The 20935-nt window shown below is 49.8% G+C and carries 14 protein-coding genes; 6 read left to right on the top strand and 8 right to left on the bottom strand.

All coding sequences use genetic code 11. From position 1 onward, the window contains the following. Positions 1–52: 52 nt before the first annotated feature. Entirely contained in the window at positions 53–910 is an 858-nt protein-coding gene (locus HMPREF2954_RS05105) for a ParB/RepB/Spo0J family partition protein (RefSeq protein ID WP_039409549.1), read from the bottom strand. Positions 911–1064: 154 nt separating this feature from the next. Between HMPREF2954_RS05105 and HMPREF2954_RS05100 the strand changes: the two genes are divergently transcribed. Continuing rightward, the gene (locus tag HMPREF2954_RS05100) at positions 1065–1634 is read left to right on the top strand and encodes a hypothetical protein (protein ID WP_045074098.1); all 570 of its coding nucleotides are present in this window, start codon (positions 1065–1067) and stop codon (positions 1632–1634) included. Positions 1635–1747: 113 nt separating this feature from the next. On the opposite strand, the gene groL is transcribed toward HMPREF2954_RS05100, so the two are convergent. Together groL and groES are read right to left on the bottom strand one after the other, a co-directional pair. Then, positions 1748–3382 (bottom strand): chaperonin GroEL, encoded by a 1635-nt coding sequence (groL, locus tag HMPREF2954_RS05095; RefSeq protein WP_045074096.1) that lies wholly within the window; start codon positions 3380–3382, stop codon positions 1748–1750. Between the two features lie 105 nt (positions 3383–3487). After that, positions 3488–3775 carry a co-chaperone GroES gene (groES, locus tag HMPREF2954_RS05090; RefSeq protein ID WP_003684150.1) on the bottom strand — a complete coding sequence of 96 codons (288 nt, stop codon included), beginning with the start codon at positions 3773–3775 and terminating at the stop codon, positions 3488–3490. Between the two features lie 425 nt (positions 3776–4200). Between groES and fetA the strand changes: the two genes are divergently transcribed. The 4 genes from fetA to HMPREF2954_RS05070 all read left to right on the top strand — a co-directional run bounded on the left by fetA (position 4201) and on the right by HMPREF2954_RS05070 (position 11894). Then, on the top strand, positions 4201–6369 hold the full coding sequence (fetA, locus tag HMPREF2954_RS05085) for a TonB-dependent siderophore receptor FetA/FrpB (RefSeq protein WP_045074094.1): 2169 nt from the start codon (positions 4201–4203) through the stop codon (positions 6367–6369). Positions 6370–6583: 214 nt separating this feature from the next. Then, on the top strand, positions 6584–7543 hold the full coding sequence (locus HMPREF2954_RS05080; protein WP_045074092.1) for a siderophore ABC transporter substrate-binding protein: 960 nt from the start codon (positions 6584–6586) through the stop codon (positions 7541–7543). A gap of 480 nt (positions 7544–8023) precedes the next feature. Continuing rightward, positions 8024–10120, top strand: a complete 2097-nt coding sequence (locus HMPREF2954_RS05075; protein ID WP_045074090.1) for a TonB-dependent receptor plug domain-containing protein — start codon at positions 8024–8026, stop codon at positions 10118–10120. A 316-nt stretch (positions 10121–10436) separates the two neighbouring features. Beyond that, complete coding sequence (locus tag HMPREF2954_RS05070) at positions 10437–11894, top strand: transferrin-binding protein-like solute binding protein (protein ID WP_045074089.1); 1458 nt, start codon at positions 10437–10439, stop codon at positions 11892–11894. A gap of 298 nt (positions 11895–12192) precedes the next feature. On the opposite strand, the gene hisB is transcribed toward HMPREF2954_RS05070, so the two are convergent. Next, the gene (hisB, locus tag HMPREF2954_RS05065; RefSeq protein ID WP_045074087.1) at positions 12193–13173 is read right to left on the bottom strand and encodes an imidazoleglycerol-phosphate dehydratase HisB; all 981 of its coding nucleotides are present in this window, start codon (positions 13171–13173) and stop codon (positions 12193–12195) included. Between the two features lie 29 nt (positions 13174–13202). Continuing rightward, positions 13203–14282, bottom strand: coding sequence for a histidinol-phosphate transaminase (gene hisC / locus HMPREF2954_RS05060; protein ID WP_045074085.1), 1080 nt, complete (start codon positions 14280–14282; stop codon positions 13203–13205). 512 nt (positions 14283–14794) lie between these two features. Here hisC and dacB point away from each other — a divergent pair. Further along, positions 14795–16204 carry a D-alanyl-D-alanine carboxypeptidase/D-alanyl-D-alanine endopeptidase gene (gene dacB / locus HMPREF2954_RS05055; RefSeq protein WP_045074083.1) on the top strand — a complete coding sequence of 470 codons (1410 nt, stop codon included), beginning with the start codon at positions 14795–14797 and terminating at the stop codon, positions 16202–16204. A gap of 102 nt (positions 16205–16306) precedes the next feature. On the opposite strand, the gene lpxH is transcribed toward dacB, so the two are convergent. From lpxH to aspS, 3 genes are all read right to left on the bottom strand, one after another. After that, positions 16307–17014 carry a UDP-2,3-diacylglucosamine diphosphatase gene (lpxH, locus tag HMPREF2954_RS05050; protein ID WP_039409522.1) on the bottom strand — a complete coding sequence of 236 codons (708 nt, stop codon included), beginning with the start codon at positions 17012–17014 and terminating at the stop codon, positions 16307–16309. 91 nt (positions 17015–17105) lie between these two features. Continuing rightward, positions 17106–18521 carry a PIG-L deacetylase family protein gene (locus HMPREF2954_RS05045; protein ID WP_045074081.1) on the bottom strand — a complete coding sequence of 472 codons (1416 nt, stop codon included), beginning with the start codon at positions 18519–18521 and terminating at the stop codon, positions 17106–17108. Positions 18522–19088: 567 nt separating this feature from the next. After that, complete coding sequence (gene aspS, locus HMPREF2954_RS05040; protein WP_045074079.1) at positions 19089–20897, bottom strand: aspartate--tRNA ligase; 1809 nt, start codon at positions 20895–20897, stop codon at positions 19089–19091. Positions 20898–20935 lie beyond the last annotated feature (38 nt).

Below are 20935 nucleotides of genomic sequence, written 5' to 3'. Positions count from 1 at the left end.
GGAGAAGACGTTTTCAGATGGCCTTAATTTTAAATTTTCCGCACAACCTAATTCACATCTGATAATCGATGCCCAACTGTTTCAGCAGATATTCAAATGTTTCCGGCGTATCAAAGTGGAGGACGATTTTGCCTTTTTTGTGATTGGTGGTTTTGACTTCCGCGTTAACGCCCAGCCTTTCGGTCAACACGTCGTTCAGACGACGTATATCGGGGCTGATGGTTTTTTTAATTTCCTGTTTGGTTTGATGGGCGATTTGGCTGCGGCGTTCGACTTCGCGCACCGACCAACCGTTTTTTACTGCTTTTTGCGCCAACTCAAGCTGCTCGACCACGGGCAGGGTCAGCAGGGCGCGGGCGTGCCCCATCTCAAGATGGCGGTGGTAGAGCATTTCTTGGACCGGCTCGGGCAGGCTCAACAGGCGCAGGCTGTTGGAAATGGCACTGCGGCTTTTGCCGACTGCCTTAGCGATGGTTTCATGAGTCAGTCCGAACTCGTCGGCGAGGCGTTTCAAACCTTGCGCTTCTTCAATCGGGTTTAAGTTTTCGCGTTGCAGGTTTTCAATCAAACCCATTGCCAGCGCGGTTTCGTCGCTGATGGTTTTGATGACGACCGGAATCTCGGTCAGTCCGGCGAGTTGGGATGCGCGCCAGCGGCGTTCGCCGGCAATCAATTCGTATTGGGAAAGGCCGTGTTCGCGCACGATGACCGGCTGGATAACGCCTTGCGCTTTAATCGAATCCGCCAGCTCCTGCAAGGCTTCGTCGTCCATCTGTACCCGCGCCTGATAACGGCCGGGTTGGATGTCGTTGATGGCGACGGTAGTCAGGCGGTCGCTGCTGCTGTTGTCCACGCCGTTGGAAATCAGGGAATCTAAACCGCGGCCCAAACCGCCTTTTGCTTTTGCCATATTGAATCCTTTTCAGACGACCTTCCATAAAGCGCGTATTCTAGCGGATATTCGCAGGTGGCGACAATTCATATCACATCGTCTGTATTTATCAGACCGTATATTTTCAGCTAAAATCCAGCCTTCTATTTTTTATCGAACCACTCGTCATTCAATGCTTTATTCTTTTCTTACCGATATGTGGGATATTCTGCGTCTGCGCTATAAAAATCCTGCTGATTATTTCTATACGCTGCCTGTCATTTTGGCGATTTTGCTGCTGTTGGGCATGATTAATGCGGCAGATATGTCGACCTTGCTCGGCGTCAGCACTGCCACCGCCGTCTTTGGCGTGTTGGTTACCGTTATAAAGTGGCTGATTTTGAGCCGTGTGATGCGTCATGTTTTGAGCAGAAACGGCGCGCCACGCCTGCCTTTATGGGGATTCATCTTGGCATCGGAAGCTTTGATGATTCCGGCGCTGCTTGTGTTTTACGTCCCGCAGATTACGCCGCTGCTGATGTTTTGGAAGACTTGGGCGTTTTGGGCGCAGGCTGTCGGCTTGATGAAGATGGGGCAGGTTAAAGTTTGGACGGTATTCAAAGGTTATCTTTTGTACTTCTGCTGCATGGTTCTGATTATAGGGATTTTGATACAGCTGTTTACACTGGCTGGCTGGTTCGATAAAGCAACGCTAATGCAAAACTTTAATGCGTTAACGGCTGCTATGGAGCAGGCGAGATAAGCTAGGGGTCGTCTGAAAATTCACCCTTCTCGTTTTCAGACGACCTTCTTTCAAAGAAAAAACCTGCACGGTTGTCCGTGCAGGTTTTTGTTTGCGCTCAGGTTTGGGCAACCTTACATCATGCCGCCCATTCCACCCATGCCGCCCATATCAGGCATAGCAGGTTTTTCTTCAGGGATTTCGGCAATCATGCAGTCGGTCGTCAGCATCAAGCCGGCGATAGACGCGGCGTGTTGCAGCGCGGAACGGGTTACTTTGGCGGGGTCGAGTACGCCCATTTCAATCATGTCGCCGTATTCGCCGGAGCCTGCGTTGTAACCGTAGTTGCCTTTGCCTTCCAACACTTTGTTCACAACTACGCTAGGCTCGCCGCCTGCGTTAGCAACGATTTGGCGCAGCGGAGACTCAATGGCGCGCAAGACGATTTGTACGCCTGCGTCTTGGTCGGCATTGCCGGTGTGCAGGTTTTCCAAAGCGGCACGGGCGCGCAACAGGGCTACGCCGCCGCCGGCAACCACGCCTTCTTCAACGGCTGCGCGGGTAGCGTGCAGCGCGTCTTCCACGCGGTCTTTTTTCTCTTTCATTTCGACTTCGGTAGCAGCTCCGACTTTGATCACTGCCACACCGCCTGCCAGTTTGGCAACGCGCTCTTGCAGTTTTTCTTTGTCGTAATCGCTGGTTGCGGTTTCGATTTGTTGGCGGATTTCGGCAACACGCGCTTCGATTTGGGCAGCGTCGCCAAAGCCGTCGATGATGGTGGTGTTTTCTTTACCGATCTCGATGCGTTTGGCTTGACCCAAGTCTTCCAAAGTGGCTTTTTCCAAAGACAGGCCGACTTCTTCGGCAATCACGGTACCGCCGGTCAGGATGGCGATGTCTTGCAACATGGCTTTGCGGCGGTCACCGAAGCCCGGGGCTTTAACGGCAACGGTTTTCAGGATGCCGCGGATGTTGTTCACGACCAAAGTCGCCAAGGCTTCGCCTTCTACGTCTTCAGCGATAATCAACAGCGGACGGCTGGCTTTTGCCACTTGTTCCAAAACAGGCAGCAGGTCGCGGATGTTGCTGATTTTTTTGTCGAACAGCAATACAAACGGGTTGTCCAGCGCGGCGATTTGTTTTTCCGCGTCGTTGATGAAGTAAGGGGACAGGTAGCCGCGGTCGAACTGCATACCTTCGACGACATCCAATTCGTTTTCCAAAGATTTGCCGTCTTCAACGGTAATCACGCCTTCTTTGCCGACTTTTTCCATCGCTTCGGCAATAATCGCGCCGACTTGTTCGTCGGAGTTGGCGGAAATCGAGCCGACTTGGGCGATTTCTTTGGAAGTGTCGCAAGGTTTGGCGATGTTTTTCAGCTCTTCAACCAAAGCGGCGACGGCTTTGTCGATACCGCGTTTCAGGTCGGTCGGGTTCATGCCGGCGGTAACGTATTTCATACCTTCGGCTACGATGGCTTGCGCCAGTACGGTGGCGGTAGTCGTACCGTCGCCCGCTACGTCGTTGGTTTTGGACGCGACTTCTTTCACCATTTGCGCGCCCATGTTTTCGAATTTGTCTTTCAATTCGATTTCTTTAGCGACGGTAACGCCGTCTTTGGTGATGTGCGGGCCGCCGAATGCGCGGTCAACCACTACGTTGCGGCCTTTAGGGCCCAAGGTTACGCGGACGGCGTTTGCCAGAGTGTTCACGCCGCTGACCATTTTTTGGCGGACTTCGTTACCGAACTGTACGTCTTTTGCTGCCATATTTTGATTCTCCTAATTTATTTAATACATTTGATTCTGTCTGAGGTCGTCTGAAAACCTTGTACGCCTTTTCAGACGACCTGTCGTTTTGAATGCACGGAATGCTTATTCCACAATCCCGAAAATGTCTTCTTCGCGCATTACCAACAGCTCTTCGCCGTCGGCTTTTACGGTTTGACCGCTGTATTTGCCGAAAATCACTTTGTCGCCGACTTTGACATCCAGCGGACGGCGTTCGCCGTCTTTGCCGATTTTGCCCGCACCTACGGCGATCACTTCGCCCATGTCGGGTTTTTCAGCGGCTGCGCCCGGCAAGACGATGCCTGATGCGGTTTTCTCTTCAGCTTCCAAGCGTTTGACGACGACGCGGTCGTGTAAAGGACGGATGGTCATGTTTTATGCTCCGATAAATAGTTTGAAAACAATCATCTGCCTTCATCCGGCAGATGCGGTTTGAAAAAGAAGGCGGCAAGTTTGTCAACAAACTTACCTTAACACAGCGGCAAATTAGGGTTTGTCCCGATAAATTCAAGGGAAGAAGTAAAAATTTTCTATGCGGGGTCGTCTGAAAACAGACATGGCAAGTTGCGCACCATCCCCGCCCTACTTTCAATGCTGATCAAGCAGGCAGGCATTTTCAGACGACCTTTTACAGACGGTGGGCTTCACATGCTTCAATCAACAAAAAACCAAACATTATTGGCGCAAAACTATGCACACCTTTACAAAATAATATCCCACCTTTAAAATAAATAAAAATTATTATTAATAAATAATTTATTGATTAACTGAAACTTATCCAACAGAAGGAAATTTCCATGACTTCACCCCTGTTCCGCTTCAGCCTGCTTTCAATGGCACTCGCCGCCGGTTTTGCCCACGCGGAAAACGAAGCGAAAGAAAGCGTTACCCTTGATACCGTTACCGTAAAAGGCGACCGCCAAGGCAGCAAGGTCAAAACTAATATCGTCACCCTTCGTCAAAAAGACGAAAGCACATCAACCGATTTGCGCGAATTGTTAAAAGAAGAACCTGCCATCGATTTCGGCGGCGGTAACGGCACATCCCAACACATGACCTTGCGCGGCATGGGTCAGAACTCTGTCGACATCAAGGTGGACAACGCCTATTCCGACAGCCAAATCCTTTACCACCAAGGCAGATTTATTGTCGATCCCGCTTTGGTTAAAGTCGTTTCCGTACAAAAAGGCGCGGGTTCCGCCTCTGCCGGTATCGGCGCAACCAACGGCGCGATCATCGCCAAAACCGTCGATGCCCAAGACCTGCTCAAAGGCTTGGATAAAAACTGGGGCGTGCGCCTCAGCAGCGGCTATGCCTCTAATGACGGCGTAAACTACGGCGCAAGCGTATTCGGAAAAGAGGGCAACTTCGACGGTTTGTTCTCTTACAACCGCAACGATGAAAAAGAGTACGAAGCAGGTAAAGGCTACAAAAGTCCCAACGGCGGCAAAACCGTACCTTACAGCGCACTGGACAAACGCAGCTACCTGGCCAAAATCGGAACAACCTTCGGCGACGGCGACCACCGCATCGTGTTGAGCCACATGAAAGACCAGCACCGAGGCATCCGTACTGTGCGTGAAGAGTTTACAATCTTCGAGTCCGACCCTGCAAAAGACAGGCAGAAACCCTCATACCGTGAAACTACCCAATCCAACACCAACTTGGAGTACACGGGTAAAAACCTGGGCTTTGTCGAAAAACTGAACGCCAACGCCTATGTGTTGGAAAACGAACGCTATTCCGCCGATGACAGCGGCAGCGGTTACGCAGGCAATGTGGTCGGCCCTAACCATACCCGAATCGCCACTCGTGGTGCGAACTTCAACTTCGACAGCCGCCTTGCCGAACAAACCCTGTTGAAATACGGTATCAACTACCGCCATCAGGAAATCGAGCCGCAAGCGTTTTTGAACAACGAATTTAAGATCTCCGGTAAGAAACCAGACCCCAAAGATCCTAAAAAAGAAATAGATAAGACCGATGAAGAAAAAGCGAAAGACAAGAAAGTTATGGATCTTGTCCATTCCTACAAACTGTCCAACCCGACCAAAACCGATACCGGCGCGTATATCGAAGCCATTCACGAAATTAACGGCTTTACCCTGACCGGCGGACTGCGTTACGACCGCTTCAAGGTGAAAACCCATGACGGCAAAACCGTTTCAAGCAGCAGCCTTAACCCGAGTTTCGGCGTGATTTGGCAGCCGCACGAACACTGGAGCTTCAGCGCAAGCCACAACTACGCCAGCCGCAGCCCGCGCCTGTATGACGCGCTGCAAACCCACGGCAAGCGCGGCATCATCTCGATTGCCGACGGCACCAAAGCCGAACGCGCGCGCAATACCGAAATCGGTTTCAACTACAACGACGGCACGTTTGCCGCAAACGGCAGCTACTTCTGGCAGACCATCAAAGACGCGCTTGCCAATCCGCAAAACCGCCACGACTCTGTCGCCATCCGTGAAGCCGTCAATGCCGGCTACATCAAAAACCACGGTTACGAATTGGGCGCGTCCTACCGCACCGGCGGCTTGACTGCCAAAGTCGGCGTAAGCCACAGCAAACCGCGTTTTTACGATACACACAAAGATAAATTGTTAAGCGCGAACCCCGAGTTTGGCGCACAAACCGGCCGCACTTGGACGGCTTCCCTTGCCTACCGCTTCCAAAATCCGAATCTGGAAATCGGCTGGCGCGGACGCTATGTTCAAAAAGCCGTGGGTTCGATATTGGTGGCAGGTCAAAAAGGTCGCGACGGCAAACTGGAAAACGTTGTACGCCAAGGTTTCGGTGTGAACGATGTCTTCGCCAACTGGAAACCATTGGGCAAAGACACGCTCAATATCAATCTTTCAGTTAACAACGTGTTCAACAAGTTCTACTATCCGCACAGTCAACGCTGGACCAATACCCTACCAGGTACCGGACGTGATGTACGCTTGGGCGTTAACTACCGCTTCTAAAAAGAGCGGGTAAAATACGGGCAGGTCGTCTGAATCAGCTTCGGTTTTCAGACGACCTGTCCGTCTATCAGATTTCTCAATCTGGCATTTTCCAAACCTTTTTTTGACAACGGCAGGATTGGAACAGGTATTTGATGCGTGCATCCGCTTTGCGGATTTTCAGACGACCCGTCCATATTATCTGCCCCGAACCCGACAACGGAGAAATTATCCCATGTTACGTTTAACTGCTTTAGCCGTATGCTGCGCCCTTGCTTTGGGTGCGTGTTCGCCGAAAGATTCCGCTTCAAACCAAAACGCCCAAACCGCTTCCGCAGCCCAAACCGAAGGCGCGGGTTTGACCGTCAAAACGACGCGCGGCGACGCGAAAGTACCGCAAAATCCCGAACGCATCGCCGTTTACGATTTGGGTATGCTCGATACTTTAAACAAATTGGGTGTGAAAACCGGTTTGTCCATCGACAAAAACCTGCTGCCTTATTTGGACGAATATTTCAAAACGACAAAACCTGCCGGTACGCTGTTCGAGCCGGATTACGAGGCGCTCAACGCCTATAAGCCGCAGCTCATCATCATCGGCAGCCGCGCAGCCAAAGCGTTTGACAAGTTGAACGCCATTGCGCCGACCATCGAAATGACCGCCGATACCGCCAACCTCAAAGAAAGTGCCAAAGAGCGTATCGACGCGCTGGCGCAAATCTTCGGCAAACAGGCGGAAGCCGACAAGCTGAAGGCGGAAATCGACGCATCTTTCGACGCTGCGAAAACTGCCGCGCAAGGTAAAGGCAAAGGTTTGGTGATTTTGGTCAACGGCGGGAAAATGTCCGCCTTCGGCCCGTCTTCACGACTGGGCGGCTGGCTGCACAAAGACATCGGCGTTCCGGCCGTTGACGAAGCCATCAAAGAAGGCAGCCACGGTCAGCCCGTCAGCTTCGAATACTTGAAAGAGAAAAATCCCGACTGGCTGTTTGTCCTTGACAGGGGCGCTGCCATCGGCGAAGAAGGACAGGCGGCGAAAGACGTGTTGAACAATCCGCTGGTCGCCGAAACAACCGCATGGAAAAAAGGACAAGTGGTTTACCTCGTTCCCGAAACCTACTTGGCGGCGGGCGGCGCGCAAGAATTGCTGAACGCTTCCAAACAGGTTACCGACGCGTTTAAGGCTGCGAAGTAATTTGATTTGATTAAAAAAAGGTCGTCTGAAACCACAAATCAGGGTTTCAGACGACCTTTCTCTATACGCCATCCCTCCATCCAAATATCCGCATTATAGTGGATTAACTTTAAACCAGTACGACGTTGCCTCGCCTTGCCGTACTATCTGTACTGTCTGCGGCTTCGTCGCCTTGTCCTGATTTAAATTTAATCCACTATACAACAAGCCCCCTCTTTCTAAAACACAGGTTTCTCATCCCCACCAGCGATGCCGCAGCCATCAAACAACGCGATGCCGACAGCAAAAATATCGCCAGCCCTTCTGAAAATCCGGTTTCCGCCACATTCGGTTAAAGAGCATCAATAAATGTAGGCCTCTGAAAATATGATTAATATTCTCAGAGTAATGTATATTGTTTGCAAATCATTATCAAAAAATATTAGAATATACACTCTTGCTTTAACGCAACACCCTTAATCACCCAACTAGAGGAAGAACATGAAATCCCCCCATTCCCCCGCCTTCCGTTTCAGCATCATGGTGCTGGCACTGTCTTCAGGTTTTGCCCATGCAGACAACGTTCGCCCCGAAGCAACTGCCGAACTGAAAGAAGTCGTCGTTACCGGTACTGCCGTACCGACCCGCGTTACCCGCAACCAGCTTGACCGCGAAACTTCGACCGATTTGAAACAAGTCATGAAAGACCAAATCGGCATGGATGTCGGCGGCGGCAACGGTGTGGCGCAGTTTTACAGCATCCGCGGCGTCGGCGAAGACAAGATTAATCTGGAAGTGGACGGCACCAGCCAATCCACCAAAATCTTCCACCACCAAAGCCGCTTCCAGCTTGACCCTGCTTTAGTGAAAAGCATCAACGTCGAAAAAGGCACAGGTGCGGCGAGCGCGGGCTTGGGTGCGGTCGGCGGTACCATCCGCGTAACGACGGTTGACGCGAAAGACCTGCTGACGGACGGCAAACCTTTCGGTTTCAAACTCGGCGCGGGCTTGAGCAGCAATAAAGGCTCAACCGGCAACGCAGCGGTTTACGGCTATCAAAACGGCTTCGATGCCCTGTTTGCAGGCAACTTCCTCAACAACCGCGACTACAAAGACGGCAACGGCAATGTCAACCGCGGCAGTCGTCTGAAACAGCACAGCTACCTCGCCAAAATCGGCTACGACTTCAACGACGACCACGGCATCCGCCTGACCTACCGTCAGGAATACCAAAAAGGCAACCGCACCGACAAAGCCGAGTTCCAAAATGTTGACAGCTACGTCGGCGTGGACGGCACTTATCAAAAAGAGCAATCCTACAATCTGGAATACCGCGGCCGCAACGTCGGCTTTATCGACAAAATCGATGCCAACGTCTTCCAAATCAATACCGACGACACCAAGCCGCCTAAAGGCGCGCCTTCCCCGAAAGCCCACGCCTCCGGCACGGCTCAAGGCGGCGTTCCCCTCGGCCAGCTTGAGTTAAGCAAAATCAAAGCGACCGGCGCGAATCTGAACCTCGCCAGCTCCTTCGGCGACGGACACATGGTGAAATACGGCGTCAACTACCGCCACGAAACCTCCGAGCCGTCCGACAAAGGCGCGTGGCTGAAGATTCTCGGCCTGTATGACCGCGACAAAGAGAAGAAATCCGAATACGGCGTGTACGCGGAAGGCATCTGGAACCTGCACCCCGTTACCCTGACCACCGGCCTGCGTTACGACCATTTCAAATACAACGCCGCCAGCAAACAAAGCGCGTCGCACGGTCAGCTCAACCCCAGCATCGGCGCGATTTGGGACATCAACGACAACTTCTCCCTCTTGGCAAACCTCAATCAGGCAAGCCGTGCGCCCCGCCTGAACGAAGCCCTGTTGGCTAACGAACGCGCAGGCGCCGCCGCCGATTTGGACAGCAACCTCAAAGCCGAAACCGCCCGCCGTGCTGAACTCGGCTTCAAATGGCGCAACGACAACTTCAACGTCAGCGGCAGCGTGTTCCACCAACGCATCAAAGACCTCATCGTCTATCGTTGGGCAAAAATCAACAACAATACCGCCTCCATCACCGAGCGCGGCAAGATTTACAACGGCGGCACGCTCAAAACCTACGGCTACGAACTTGACGCATCCTACCGCTGGGGCGGCCTGACCGCACGCGCCGGCGTGTCCTACGTCAAACCCCGTCTGAACGGCGAAATGTACTACGGCGAAAGCCCGATTCAAGCGGAAGACCACGAAAGCTCGTTCACCTTCTGGAACACCGGCCGCCAATGGCTGACCGGCCTGTCTTATCAGTTTGAAAACCCCAAACTCGAAATCGGCTGGCGCGGCCGCTACGCCCAAAGCGTGAAATACACCGATGTCGCCCGCGGACAAGGCACGATACACGGCAAGAAATCAGGCTACGGCGTACACGACATCTACGCCAACTGGCAGCCGCTGAAAAAAGACAACCTGAACGTCAACTTCGCCGTCAACAACATCGGCAACAAGCAATACCGTTCGCACAGCCAACGCTTCCCCGACGGCAACGGTCGTACTCCCTTCTACGAGCGCGGTCGCGAGTTTGCCTTGGGCGTGAATTACCGCTTCTGATAAAAACGTTGACAAAAGGTCGTCTGAAACCTGATTTTTGGGTTTCAGACGACCTTTTTTAATGTATTAAGGTAAGAGCAGAATTTACCCCCTGCCGCCATTTCCACCCCATTACCTTTCCGCACATGGCACAATCAACCGTTCAACATCTTTAAACAATCTTTTGTCGCAAAAATCAAACACAAACCGCCGCCAACTCACCCATCTCCCTGCAAAACACAAATAACATTTTGTTTTTGTCATGATTGTATCTATGATATTGGATTTATGCCGTTTGATAAAAACGCACCATTTCAACCAAAAAAAGGGGGACAATATGTCTGCAATCAACACCAAAATCAAAACCATCATCCTCACCGCCGTCAGCGCGGCAATCCTTTCAGCCTGCGGCGGTGGCGGCGGTGGCGATACCGCCGCACTTTCCACCGGCTCGACATCTACCGGCGGCAGCGGCAGTCCTGCCAAAAACGGCGGTACCGGCAACAATAACAACGCAAATACCGGCAATGCCAATAACGATAACAGCACAGCCCAGACCCCCACTCTCAGCAACAAAGCCGACAAACTTGAAGAACTGCAAGACGAAGCCCCGCTTCCAGCCTTAAACCTTGACACTCCGCTGCACACCAGCTTTATTTCTTCAGCAAGCGCACAACAAGGCAATCCGAATGTTCAGTTGCGCCAAAAAGAAACAGGAGAGCAATTCCAAACTGACAACCAAAACAAAGATCAAGGCGGTTTAATCAGCTCTTTAGATTTTAAAGCCAACGATGAAGTGAAATTGGATGGAGTTGTACTATTCAATAAAAATGTGAATGGCAGCGCAACACAACCCGCGTGGACAACTACCGATTCACTCATCGTAAAAATTAATTCCAAAGGCAATACCAAAGCCGATGTCAGTGAACAAGACGGCAGCGAAAAAAATACCAAATACGAATACGGCAAATCAACTTTGGATGACCGTATCGTCGAAATTTTCAAACAATTGAAGACTGAACGAGAAAACCTTAAAAAAGCAAAAGAAGGTGGTACTGAAGGCATTGATACAAACAAAATTGCAGAAATTGAAGCCAAGATTAAAGAGCTGTCAGAATTATATGACTTAAACCGTCAACTCCGTGCAGGTTTGACAAAATATACTCAAGATACAACGAATCAAATTGCCTATTTCCGTACCGATGCCGATGGCTTGGTGTTTGACAAACGATTTGATGGGATTTACGTCATCCGCTTTGTCGATGGTACGCAAATCGTTATGCACGATCCTGCCGCAGCCGGTTGGACTTACCAAACTTTCGCTCACTATATCGATCCGAACTCCGGTGTGATTCACGGCTATCAAAGCTTGGGCGATGAAACCAAATTTACCGCCCTCCCTGCCAGCGGCACAGCAACTTACAACGGCCTGACCACAGCCTACGTTGTGAAAGACGATCAAAGCCGTCAGCTGACCGCCAATGTCAAAGCCATCGTCGATTTCGGCTTGAAAGGCGTGCGTTTTGAGACTGCCAACTCCCAATTCCATTCTCTCGATACCAACGGCCGCCGTGTAACCGAAGCCGATGAAAAATACGACATGAAAGGTACGGCAAAATGGGAAAACGGCAACCTCTTCCTCGGCAAGGTCGAAGCTGCCGCAGCCGGCTTGAAAGGTAATTTGAGCGGTAAATTCTTCGGTCCGTCCGCCGCAGAAATCGGCGGCACCTACGGCCTGCAAAACAAAGACGGCAGCGAACACTTAATCGGCGGTTACGGCGCGAAACGTCAATAAACCATCCTCAATCTGCCAAAAGGTCGTCTGAAAACTAGAAAACAGGTTTTCAGACGACCTTTTCTTTTATCGTCATTTAGACAGAAATTTCCTGCTTCGTTATTTCTATGCAAGCGGGAATGATGGTTGACGACTGAAACGGTATCAAAGATTCAGTATATTCCCCATACTTTCCGCAATCTCGTCTTATTTAAAACATAAAACAGCAAAAGACACCAATAATTAAGCGTCCTTATCATGTTCAAAGGTCGTCTGAAAACCTATTTTCCGGTTTTCAGACGACCTTTTTTAAAGCGGATTACGCTTCGCTTTGCGCTTCTTCTTCAACGGTAACTTCAACGGCAACGGATTCGTCGCTCAAGGTGCCTTTGGTGGACGGGGTTTGTCCTGCCATGCGCGGGTCGTATTCTGCCGCCATGCGCAGGGCGCGGCCGAAGGCTTTGAATACGGTTTCGGCTTGGTGGTGGGCGTTGCTGCCGCTGAGGTTGTCGATGTGCAGGGTCATCATGCTGTGGTTGACGACGCCGTGGAAGAATTCTTCAAACAGGTCAACGTCAAAACGTCCGATGAGGGCGCGGGTGAAGTCGATGTTGTACACGAGTCCGGGACGGCCGGAGAGGTCGATGACAACGCGGCTCAAGGCTTCGTCGAGCGGAACGTAGGCATGGCCGTAACGGCGGATACCGGCTTTGCTGCCCAAGGCTTGTTTCAGGGCTTGTCCGAGTACGATACCGATGTCTTCGACGGTGTGGTGGTCGTCGATGTGCAAATCGCCTTTGCAGGTGATGTCGAGGTCGATCATGCCGTGGCGGGCGACTTGGGCAAGCATATGCTCAAGGAAGGGGACGCCGGTGTCGAGGCGGTATTGTCCGGTGCCGTCGAGGTTGAGGCTGAGGGTGATTTGGGTTTCGCTGGTGTTGCGGGTGATGCTGACTGCGCGGCCTTCTGCGGGCATATGGAATGCCGGTGCAGCGGCTGCGGCTTCTTGGGCGGCACGCTCTTGGCGGGCGGCTTCGGCGGCTGCGGCTTTTTCTTTATCTTTGCTGTGGTCGCGGTTTAACCAGCCTTTGCGTTTGTGCATGCCGGCTTCGAGTTTGGCGGCAAGGCTGGGGCGGATGCCGCGCGCTTTTTCGTCTTCTGCCTGCTCTTCAAGGCGGCGTTTCAGTTGGGACAGGGATGCCGCGTTGTCGTAACCGCATTTGCGGGCAAGTTTGGTCAGCGAGCCTGCTTCTTCGACAAGCTGCAGGAAATTGGCAAGGTGAAGTTGAGTGATGGTCATAGGTTTACTCTCTGTGAGGTTTTAAAAAATCAGGCATAAAGCTTGCGGATAATGTCCAGTACGGCATCGTTTTGCTCGGGACTGCCGATGGTAATGCGGACGCATTGCGCCAAAAGCGGATGCGTGCCGTGGAGTTTCTTAATTAGGATGCGGTTTTCTTTAAGCGTGTTAAACAATGCGTCCGCATCGGGAACACGCACGGTAATGAAATTCGCTTCGCTGGGGAAGGCTTTCAGACGACCTATGGCGGAAAATTCGTTGAAAACGCGTTCGCGCTCGGCTTTTAAAATATCGATGGTCGTCTGAATCGCGTCGTGGTGTTGCAGGGCGAATTTGGCGGTCGCCAAGCTTAATTGGTTCATATTGTAGGGCGGCAGGATTTTCGCCAGCTCGCCCATTACGGCGGGGCTTCCTGCCGCATAGCCGATGCGCAGTCCGGCAAAACCGATTTTGCTGATGGTGCGCATCACAACCAAATTTTCAATGCTGCCTGTCTGCGGCAGAAAACTGTCGCGGCTGAATGCACCGTATGCTTCATCGACAACGACGATACCGCGCGCCGCGTGGATAATGGCTTCCACTTCTTCGCGGCGGAAGCATACGCCTGTCGGATTGTTCGGATAGGCGATGAAAATCAACGCGGGCTGATGTTTGTCGATGGCGGATAAAACGGCAGGCAAATCAAGCGTGAAATCTTCATTAAGCGGCACACCAACATAATTCATACCGTACAGCTCGGCATTGTGCCGATACATTACAAAACTCGGTTCAACCGCGAGCATGGTTGCGCCAGATTGGGCAACGAGCAGGGTCATGAATTGGATTAACTCGTCCGAGCCGTTTCCTAAAGCGATGGCGGCAGATTCAGGAATGTTGAAGGCTTTTCTTAAAGTTTCCTGCAGCCCGCTGGCGGCGGGATTGGGGTAAAGATGAATCGGCGCTCGGGCAATCAGCCGCAGCCATTCGTTTGACAGCTCGGGGAAACGGGCAAACGGATGATACGGGCTTTCCATTGCATCCAGCTTGATGAAGCCTTCGGGCAAGTCGGCAATTCGGTAGGCGGACATGGATTTGATGTCGTCGCGGATGAAATTAGCTATATCTTTCATAATTCCCCTCCAGATTCTACTATCTCAAAATAATTCAACGATTCCTCCGCAATATAACACAACTTTTTTAAATAATCACTGAAGAAATCAATAAATAATTGACACCACCGATAAAAAAGACATATCCCTTATTTATTTTATTTGATACCAACTTAACCATATATTTTTAATAGATTTTAATTTTTAATATTATATCCCAAAAAATACCCGATATATATATTTGAAATTGAAAAATATCGTATTTTAGAGACCTATTTACCGTTTTATGCAATATTCAATACAACTATCCTTACACCTCCATTTATCTAACTTATCTTTTAAAATAGGTAAAGATTCTGTTTATTTATATAAATTCAAAAAATACCGGCTGATGCATTAGATAGCTTTTGTTTTAGAAGGTAATGAATCCAAAATAGGTATATTCAAGACATTGATGCATCTGATTTATTTTTTACCATCATGATACTTTGTCTTATAATTATGCTTTATGTATTTTCAGAAGTCTCAACAATATGAATTGGAAAAAAACGGTAGCGGCATGGTATTTGTGTTTAATGCCGTTCTCTGCCTACGCCTTGAATCTCGGCAATATCCCGCCGGACGAAATCGCCGTTTACGCTCAAGAATTGGACAGCGGCAAAGTTATCGAATCACACAGAGCAGATGCTTCAGTCAACCCGGCATCGACAATGAAGCTGCTAACAGCATTTTCCGCCTTTGAAGCTTTGGGTAAGGATTACCGCTGGAAAACGGAATTTAAAACCAACGGACATATTGAAGGCGATTCGTTGGAAGGCGATATTTATTGGGTAGGCAGTGGCGATCCTGTGTTTGACCAAGACGGACTGAAGGATGCCCTGCAACAACTGCAAAACAAAGGTATCAGGCATATTAAAGGTAGCCTAGTACTCGACCGCCATCTCTGGGGTACCGTCGGCAACCCGCCGGATTTCGAATCCGACGCAGGTTCACCGTTTATGACCGCCCCCGATCCAAATATGCTGGCTTACAAGGTTGTCTGGCTCAGACCGGAGTCAGATGGTGCAGGCGGCATTACCGTCGAGACCTCGCCACCCTTACCCGATATTCCTATTGAAAACAAAACCGTACTGTCAAACGCTTTGAAATGCGGCGCATTGCAAAATCATATGCGTGCCAACTATTCCGATGGGAAGCTACATATCGGCGGTAAGGTTCCGGAGAGTTGTTTAGGCAAAGAAATGCATATCAATATGCTCTCCTCCGTAGAATTTGCACACAAAAGCTTTGTAAATCAATGGCGCGCACTCGGCGGTACGATTTCAGACGACCTCAAAACCGCTCCTGCACCGAGTAACGCAAAAACGCTGGCAGTTTCGCGCTCAAAACCGTTGTCAGACATACTGACCGATATGAATAAACATTCCAACAACCTGATTGCACGGTCCGTATTCTTAAAACTTGGCGGCAACGGCGACAGCGAAACCGCACGCAGAAAAGCAGCGGAAGCGGTTTCCCTGGAATTGGCGACTGCAGGGGTAGATACGGAAAACTTGGTTTTGGAAAACGGTTCGGGCTTATCGAGAAGCGAGCGCGTTACCGCGCACATGATGGGGCAAATGCTGGAAAAAGCCTATTTCAGCCCGTTTAAACAAGAATTTATCGACACGCTGCCGATTGCCGGACAGGACGGAACATTGAAAAAACGCCTAAAGCAACCCGGCAGCCGACTGCGTCTGAAAACCGGCACGCTCAAAAACGTGCGGGCACTGGCAGGCTACTGGCTGGGCGACAAGCCGATGATTGTCGTCGTAATCATCAACAGCCCCAAAGCCTCAGCCTACCTTCACGACTTGGATGCGCTGGTTTCCCAAATAGTCTTACCCGGAGGAAACGATTGGATAGACGCAAAACTGACATGCAAAGAGCGGATGGCAGTTTAAACCCTGCCAGAAATAATCCGACCTTGATTTTCCGTCATTAAAAAGGTCGTCTGAAAACTTTCAGACGACCTTTTATATTTTCAACATTTGCAAATCAAACATCTATAACTCAACAAACCTGTATCCGTACTCATCAACTTCCAATATAGAAGCATAGTCGCTACGCCAATCTCCCAGCACAATACGCGTATATGCGTTCTCTTCGTGGATATGTTCGCGGTGCGTATGTCCGTGAATCAGCAAGCTGACGCCGTAATTTTGGATGGTATCAGAGGTAAACTTGGGATTGACATCCATAATTTCAGCAGCCTTATATTGCTTGTCGTGCTTACTGGTATGGCGGATTTTACGCGCAATATTTAAACGCAGCTTGAGGGGCAACATGAGAAACAACCGTTGCAACCATTTTTGATGAACTGTTTTCCTGAATTTCTGATAACGCACATCATCGGTACACAAAGTATCACCGTGGCAAATCAAAGCCGGCGTACCGTATAAATCGACGACAGAATATTCCGGCAGCAGTACCATGCCCGCTTGCCTTGCGAACTTCCCACCAATCAGGAAATCACGGTTTCCGTGAACAAAAAAACATTCCACCCCGCCCTCTGCAACGTTACGGACGGCACGGGAAACAGTATCCGTCAATTCGGAATGTTCGTCGTCCCCTATCCAAAAATCAAATAGGTCGCCCAAAATATAAACCGCCCTCGCAGACGGTGCTTTTTCGCGCATGAAACGCAAAAACAGCTCGGTCAACTCAGGACGGGTTTCACTCAGGTGTAAATCAGCAATAAAATAAGTCGGCATAACGGCTGCAATATATGAAATCTCAGGCCATTATAGGTTTTCAGACGACCTTTGTATATTTAAAGGTCGTCTGAAAACATTTCAGATCGGATCAATGAAGGTGATTCTTCCCGCCCCGAGAAATAATTTTTCGGTACGTCTCCTGATTGTGGACATCGCTGACAGGAACAACATAAAAAAATTCATTGCTGCGGACAAATCGGTTGACCAGATCCACATGGATAGAAGTAATATCGTGATACAGCAGGCTCAAACCCTTGCGTAATACATATTTCCAATCCATGTAATTGCGTGCATTCGGACGAATATCGTTCATCGCATCCAATGCCAACAATTTATGGTTTTGCGTTTTTTTATCAACGGGATGGGAATAAATTGAATGGAAATACAACATATCGCTACTGTCTTCTTCGCTAAAAAACGGCGGCAGACTCAACGCAGCACCGACATTCCCCAAAGGATAATCGTCGGTCAAATAGTGAACCGTATATAAAAACAGCGAACCGTTGGTGTAATTCAACTTTCTCAATGCCTCGACAGCGGCGATGGTAGTACATTGATGATCGGTATGGACATCAATATTCGGCGAAGGCGTAACGATAACATCAGGACGGAATGATTCGATGACGTAAGCCATATTGTCCACCAAATCATGCCAATTCGAACCACCGTGCAAACCCTCTGATATAACAGACTTATTGGCTCTCCGGAAAATACCCACATCTGCCGTTTCCAGCTTCGCAGAAGGAATTTCACGTTCAGGGTGGTTGTATAAAGTTTTCAGCGTTGTATCAAAAAAACCGAGCTGCAAAATGTTTTCAGACGATACCCCTGCCAAAAGCGGAACGGTCAGACTGTTCCAGACCCGCATCCGCCCCTTTTCCAAATATTGCTCCTTAGTTTCCGTTGGGCATTGTTTGCAGAAAAGGTTTTCATAATGGAAACGCCCCGCTTCGCTTGCCGTTACCGTTACCACCATCGCATTTGCAGCATATTTTTCATACAGGCCGTAAGCTGCCAACTCCGCATCGTCAGCGTGCGGCGCAAGCACTAGGATTTTTTTATCATCCAAAGACATACGCGGATAAACAGTCAGTCTGACTTCCTGATTTTTTAACAAGACCCTTCTGCCCCACAAGGAAATTTCCCGACTTTCAGCATCAAACATATCGCTAAAGTTCAAATATCTCACGCCTCTACCGCCAAATTCGATGTAATGTTTCCAAATACCTTTGCGGGTTTCAATCTTAATATAGGGCAACAACCATTTGCCCAACAAAGAAGTTTCAACACTGACCGCAGCCAAGACCGTATCATTAATATCCACTTCTTGAGGTAGTTTTATAACTCCACCCTCCAATCGCGCTACAAAATGCTGGGACAAACAGTCATAGCGATAATCCTGCGTAACGTTATAGGCAAAGCGTTTAATATGCATCCTCATGATAATCATCAAGAAGCACATTATCCCAAGAACCAACACCGCAAGTATTGTAAATAACAACATTATTCACCTCTAAAATTATTTTTCATAATATTACATTCCAACTTCATCCCTTTGGATTTATTACTTAACAGTCTCCGCTAAACAAATAACATAAAAACTCAAAAACAAACGCGATATGGCGAAATTTTCTTATATTTTACGAAGTTATACAAGTATTAAAAATCAAAATAACAAAAAAAATAAACAACCTTAACATTGGATTTGTTAAAAAATATTAACTGTAATAAATATTACATGATGCAAAACGTCCTATTTATATAAGTCCTTCCTGCAAATAGCGCATAATCATAAGAATAATAACAATCCTAGATTCAATATCAGACAACCTCTTTTACCACGATGCACTCCCCTTTTTTCCCTGCTTACAAAAATCAGCAACGGCTTTCGAATACATACAAATCAAACAGATAAAACTCCCCAAAGCATGAACCATGCAGCAAATCCGAACTAAAAAGCTCTTTTCCGCAATACTTTGCTACCAACAATGAAAAAGGTCGTCTGAAACCTGTGTAATTAGGTTTCAGACGACCTTTTGACTGTCAGGTGTTGCTAACCTGCTTTTAAAAATTACGCTTCTTTATTTTCGGTCGCTTTTTGACGCAGGCGCAAGCTCAATTCGCGCAGCTGTTTGTCGTCCACCACATTCGGCGCATTGGTCAGCAGACATTGGGCGCGTTGGGTTTTCGGGAAGGCAATCACGTCGCGGATAGATTCAGCGCCGGTCATTAGTGTTACCAGACGGTCGAGGCCGAATGCCAAACCGCCGTGCGGAGGTGCGCCGAATTTCAGGTTGTCCAAGAGGAAGCCGAATTTTTCCTGTTGCTCTTCAGGGCTGATTTTCAGCGCGGCGAACACTTTTTCCTGTACGTTGGCACGGTGGATACGGATAGAACCGCCGCCGATTTCCCAGCCGTTCAACACCATATCGTAGGCGCGTGCCAGGCAGTTTGCCGGGTCGGAAACCATCAGGTCTTCGTGACCTTCTTTAGGCGCGGTAAACGGATGGTGTACGGCAACGTAGCGGTCGGCGTCTTCGTCGTATTCGAACATCGGGAAATCGACGACCCACAAAGGTTTCCATTCGTCCACGAAGTAGCCGTTGTCTTTGCCGTGTTCCAAACCGACTTTGATACGCAACGCGCCGATGGCTTCGTTCACGACTTTGGCTTTGTCTGCGCCGAAGAAGATGATGTCGCCGTTTTGTGCTCCGGTACGGGCAATGATTTCTTTCAGGGCGTTTTCGGACAGGAATTTCACGATTGGAGATTGCAGGCCGCTGTCTTCGCCGTTGGAGAGGTTGCTGACGTCGTTCACTTTGATGTACGCTAAACCTTTTGCGCCGTAGATGCCGACAAATTTGGTGTATTCGTCGATTTCTTTGCGGCTGAATTTCGCGCCGTTCGGTACGCGCAGGGCAACCACGCGGCCGCCTTTCATGTCGGCTGCGCCACGGAAGACTTTGAATTCTTCGGTCTTCATCAAGTCAGTCAGCTCGGTAAATTTCAGGCTGATGCGCATATCGGGTTTGTCAGAGCCGTAGTAGAACATGGCTTCGGCGTAAGGCATACGCGGGAAATCGCCCAAGTCCACGCCCAGCGCGTCTTGGAAGACTTGTTTTGCCATACCTTCGGTGATGTCCATGATTTCATCCTCGTTCAAGAACGAGGTTTCCAAGTCGATTTGGGTGAATTCAGGCTGGCGGTCAGCGCGCAGGTCTTCGTCACGGAAGCACTTGGTGATTTGGTAATAACGGTCGAAACCCGCCACCATCAACAGTTGTTTGAACAATTGCGGCGATTGCGGTAAAGCAAAAAACTCGCCAGGATGAACGCGGCTCGGCACGAGGTAGTCGCGTGCGCCTTCAGGCGTGGAGCGGGTCAGCATCGGGGTTTCGATGTCGATGAAGCCTTGTGCGTCCAGATAACGGCGAACGCCCATAGCGACTTGATAACGCAGGCGCAGGTTGCGCTGCATCACCGGACGGCGCAGGTCGATAACGCGGTTGGTCAGGCGCACGTTTTCGCTGATGTTTTCGTCGTCAATTTGGAACGGCGGCGTAGCGGCAGCGTTCAAGACTTCGATTTCTTTGGCAAGGATTTCGATTTTGCCGGAAATCATTTTGTCGTTGGTCGTGCCTTCGGGACGGTTGCGCACGCGGCCGGTAATGCTCAAAACGTATTCGTTGCGGGCGGAATCGGCAGTGGCAAACGCTTCGGGCGTATCGGGGTCAATTACGACTTGGACGATGCCTTCGCGGTCGCGCAAGTCGATAAAAATCACACCGCCGTGGTCGCGCCGGCGGTGCACCCAGCCTTTGACGGTTACGGTTTGGTCTAAGTATTGCTCGCTGATTAGGCCGCAATAGTTGGTACGCATAAAATCACCTTTTTATATTGTTCAATTTGAAAAGAAGG

The sequence above is a fragment of the Neisseria sp. HMSC067H09 genome (genome assembly GCF_001814135.1).
GTDB lineage: Bacteria > Pseudomonadota > Gammaproteobacteria > Burkholderiales > Neisseriaceae > Neisseria.
Note: the sequence above shows the minus strand (reverse complement) of the source record. Positions and strands in the feature narration are given on the sequence as shown.

What these genes read in the sequence shown, in the direction of transcription:
- HMPREF2954_RS05105 (WP_039409549.1), bottom strand. Translation starts at nt 910, where the DNA reads ATGGCAAAAGCAAAAGGCGGTTTGGGCCGCGGTTTAGATTCCCTGATT.
- HMPREF2954_RS05100 (WP_045074098.1), top strand. Translation starts at nt 1,065, where the DNA reads ATGCTTTATTCTTTTCTTACCGATATGTGGGATATTCTGCGTCTGCGC.
- groL (WP_045074096.1), bottom strand. Translation starts at nt 3,382, where the DNA reads ATGGCAGCAAAAGACGTACAGTTCGGTAACGAAGTCCGCCAAAAAATG.
- groES (WP_003684150.1), bottom strand. Translation starts at nt 3,775, where the DNA reads ATGACCATCCGTCCTTTACACGACCGCGTCGTCGTCAAACGCTTGGAA.
- fetA (WP_045074094.1), top strand. Translation starts at nt 4,201, where the DNA reads ATGACTTCACCCCTGTTCCGCTTCAGCCTGCTTTCAATGGCACTCGCC.
- HMPREF2954_RS05080 (WP_045074092.1), top strand. Translation starts at nt 6,584, where the DNA reads ATGTTACGTTTAACTGCTTTAGCCGTATGCTGCGCCCTTGCTTTGGGT.
- HMPREF2954_RS05075 (WP_045074090.1), top strand. Translation starts at nt 8,024, where the DNA reads ATGAAATCCCCCCATTCCCCCGCCTTCCGTTTCAGCATCATGGTGCTG.
- HMPREF2954_RS05070 (WP_045074089.1), top strand. Translation starts at nt 10,437, where the DNA reads ATGTCTGCAATCAACACCAAAATCAAAACCATCATCCTCACCGCCGTC.
- hisB (WP_045074087.1), bottom strand. Translation starts at nt 13,173, where the DNA reads ATGACCATCACTCAACTTCACCTTGCCAATTTCCTGCAGCTTGTCGAA.
- hisC (WP_045074085.1), bottom strand. Translation starts at nt 14,282, where the DNA reads ATGAAAGATATAGCTAATTTCATCCGCGACGACATCAAATCCATGTCC.
- dacB (WP_045074083.1), top strand. Translation starts at nt 14,795, where the DNA reads ATGAATTGGAAAAAAACGGTAGCGGCATGGTATTTGTGTTTAATGCCG.
- lpxH (WP_039409522.1), bottom strand. Translation starts at nt 17,014, where the DNA reads ATGCCGACTTATTTTATTGCTGATTTACACCTGAGTGAAACCCGTCCT.
- HMPREF2954_RS05045 (WP_045074081.1), bottom strand. Translation starts at nt 18,521, where the DNA reads ATGTTGTTATTTACAATACTTGCGGTGTTGGTTCTTGGGATAATGTGC.
- aspS (WP_045074079.1), bottom strand. Translation starts at nt 20,897, where the DNA reads ATGCGTACCAACTATTGCGGCCTAATCAGCGAGCAATACTTAGACCAA.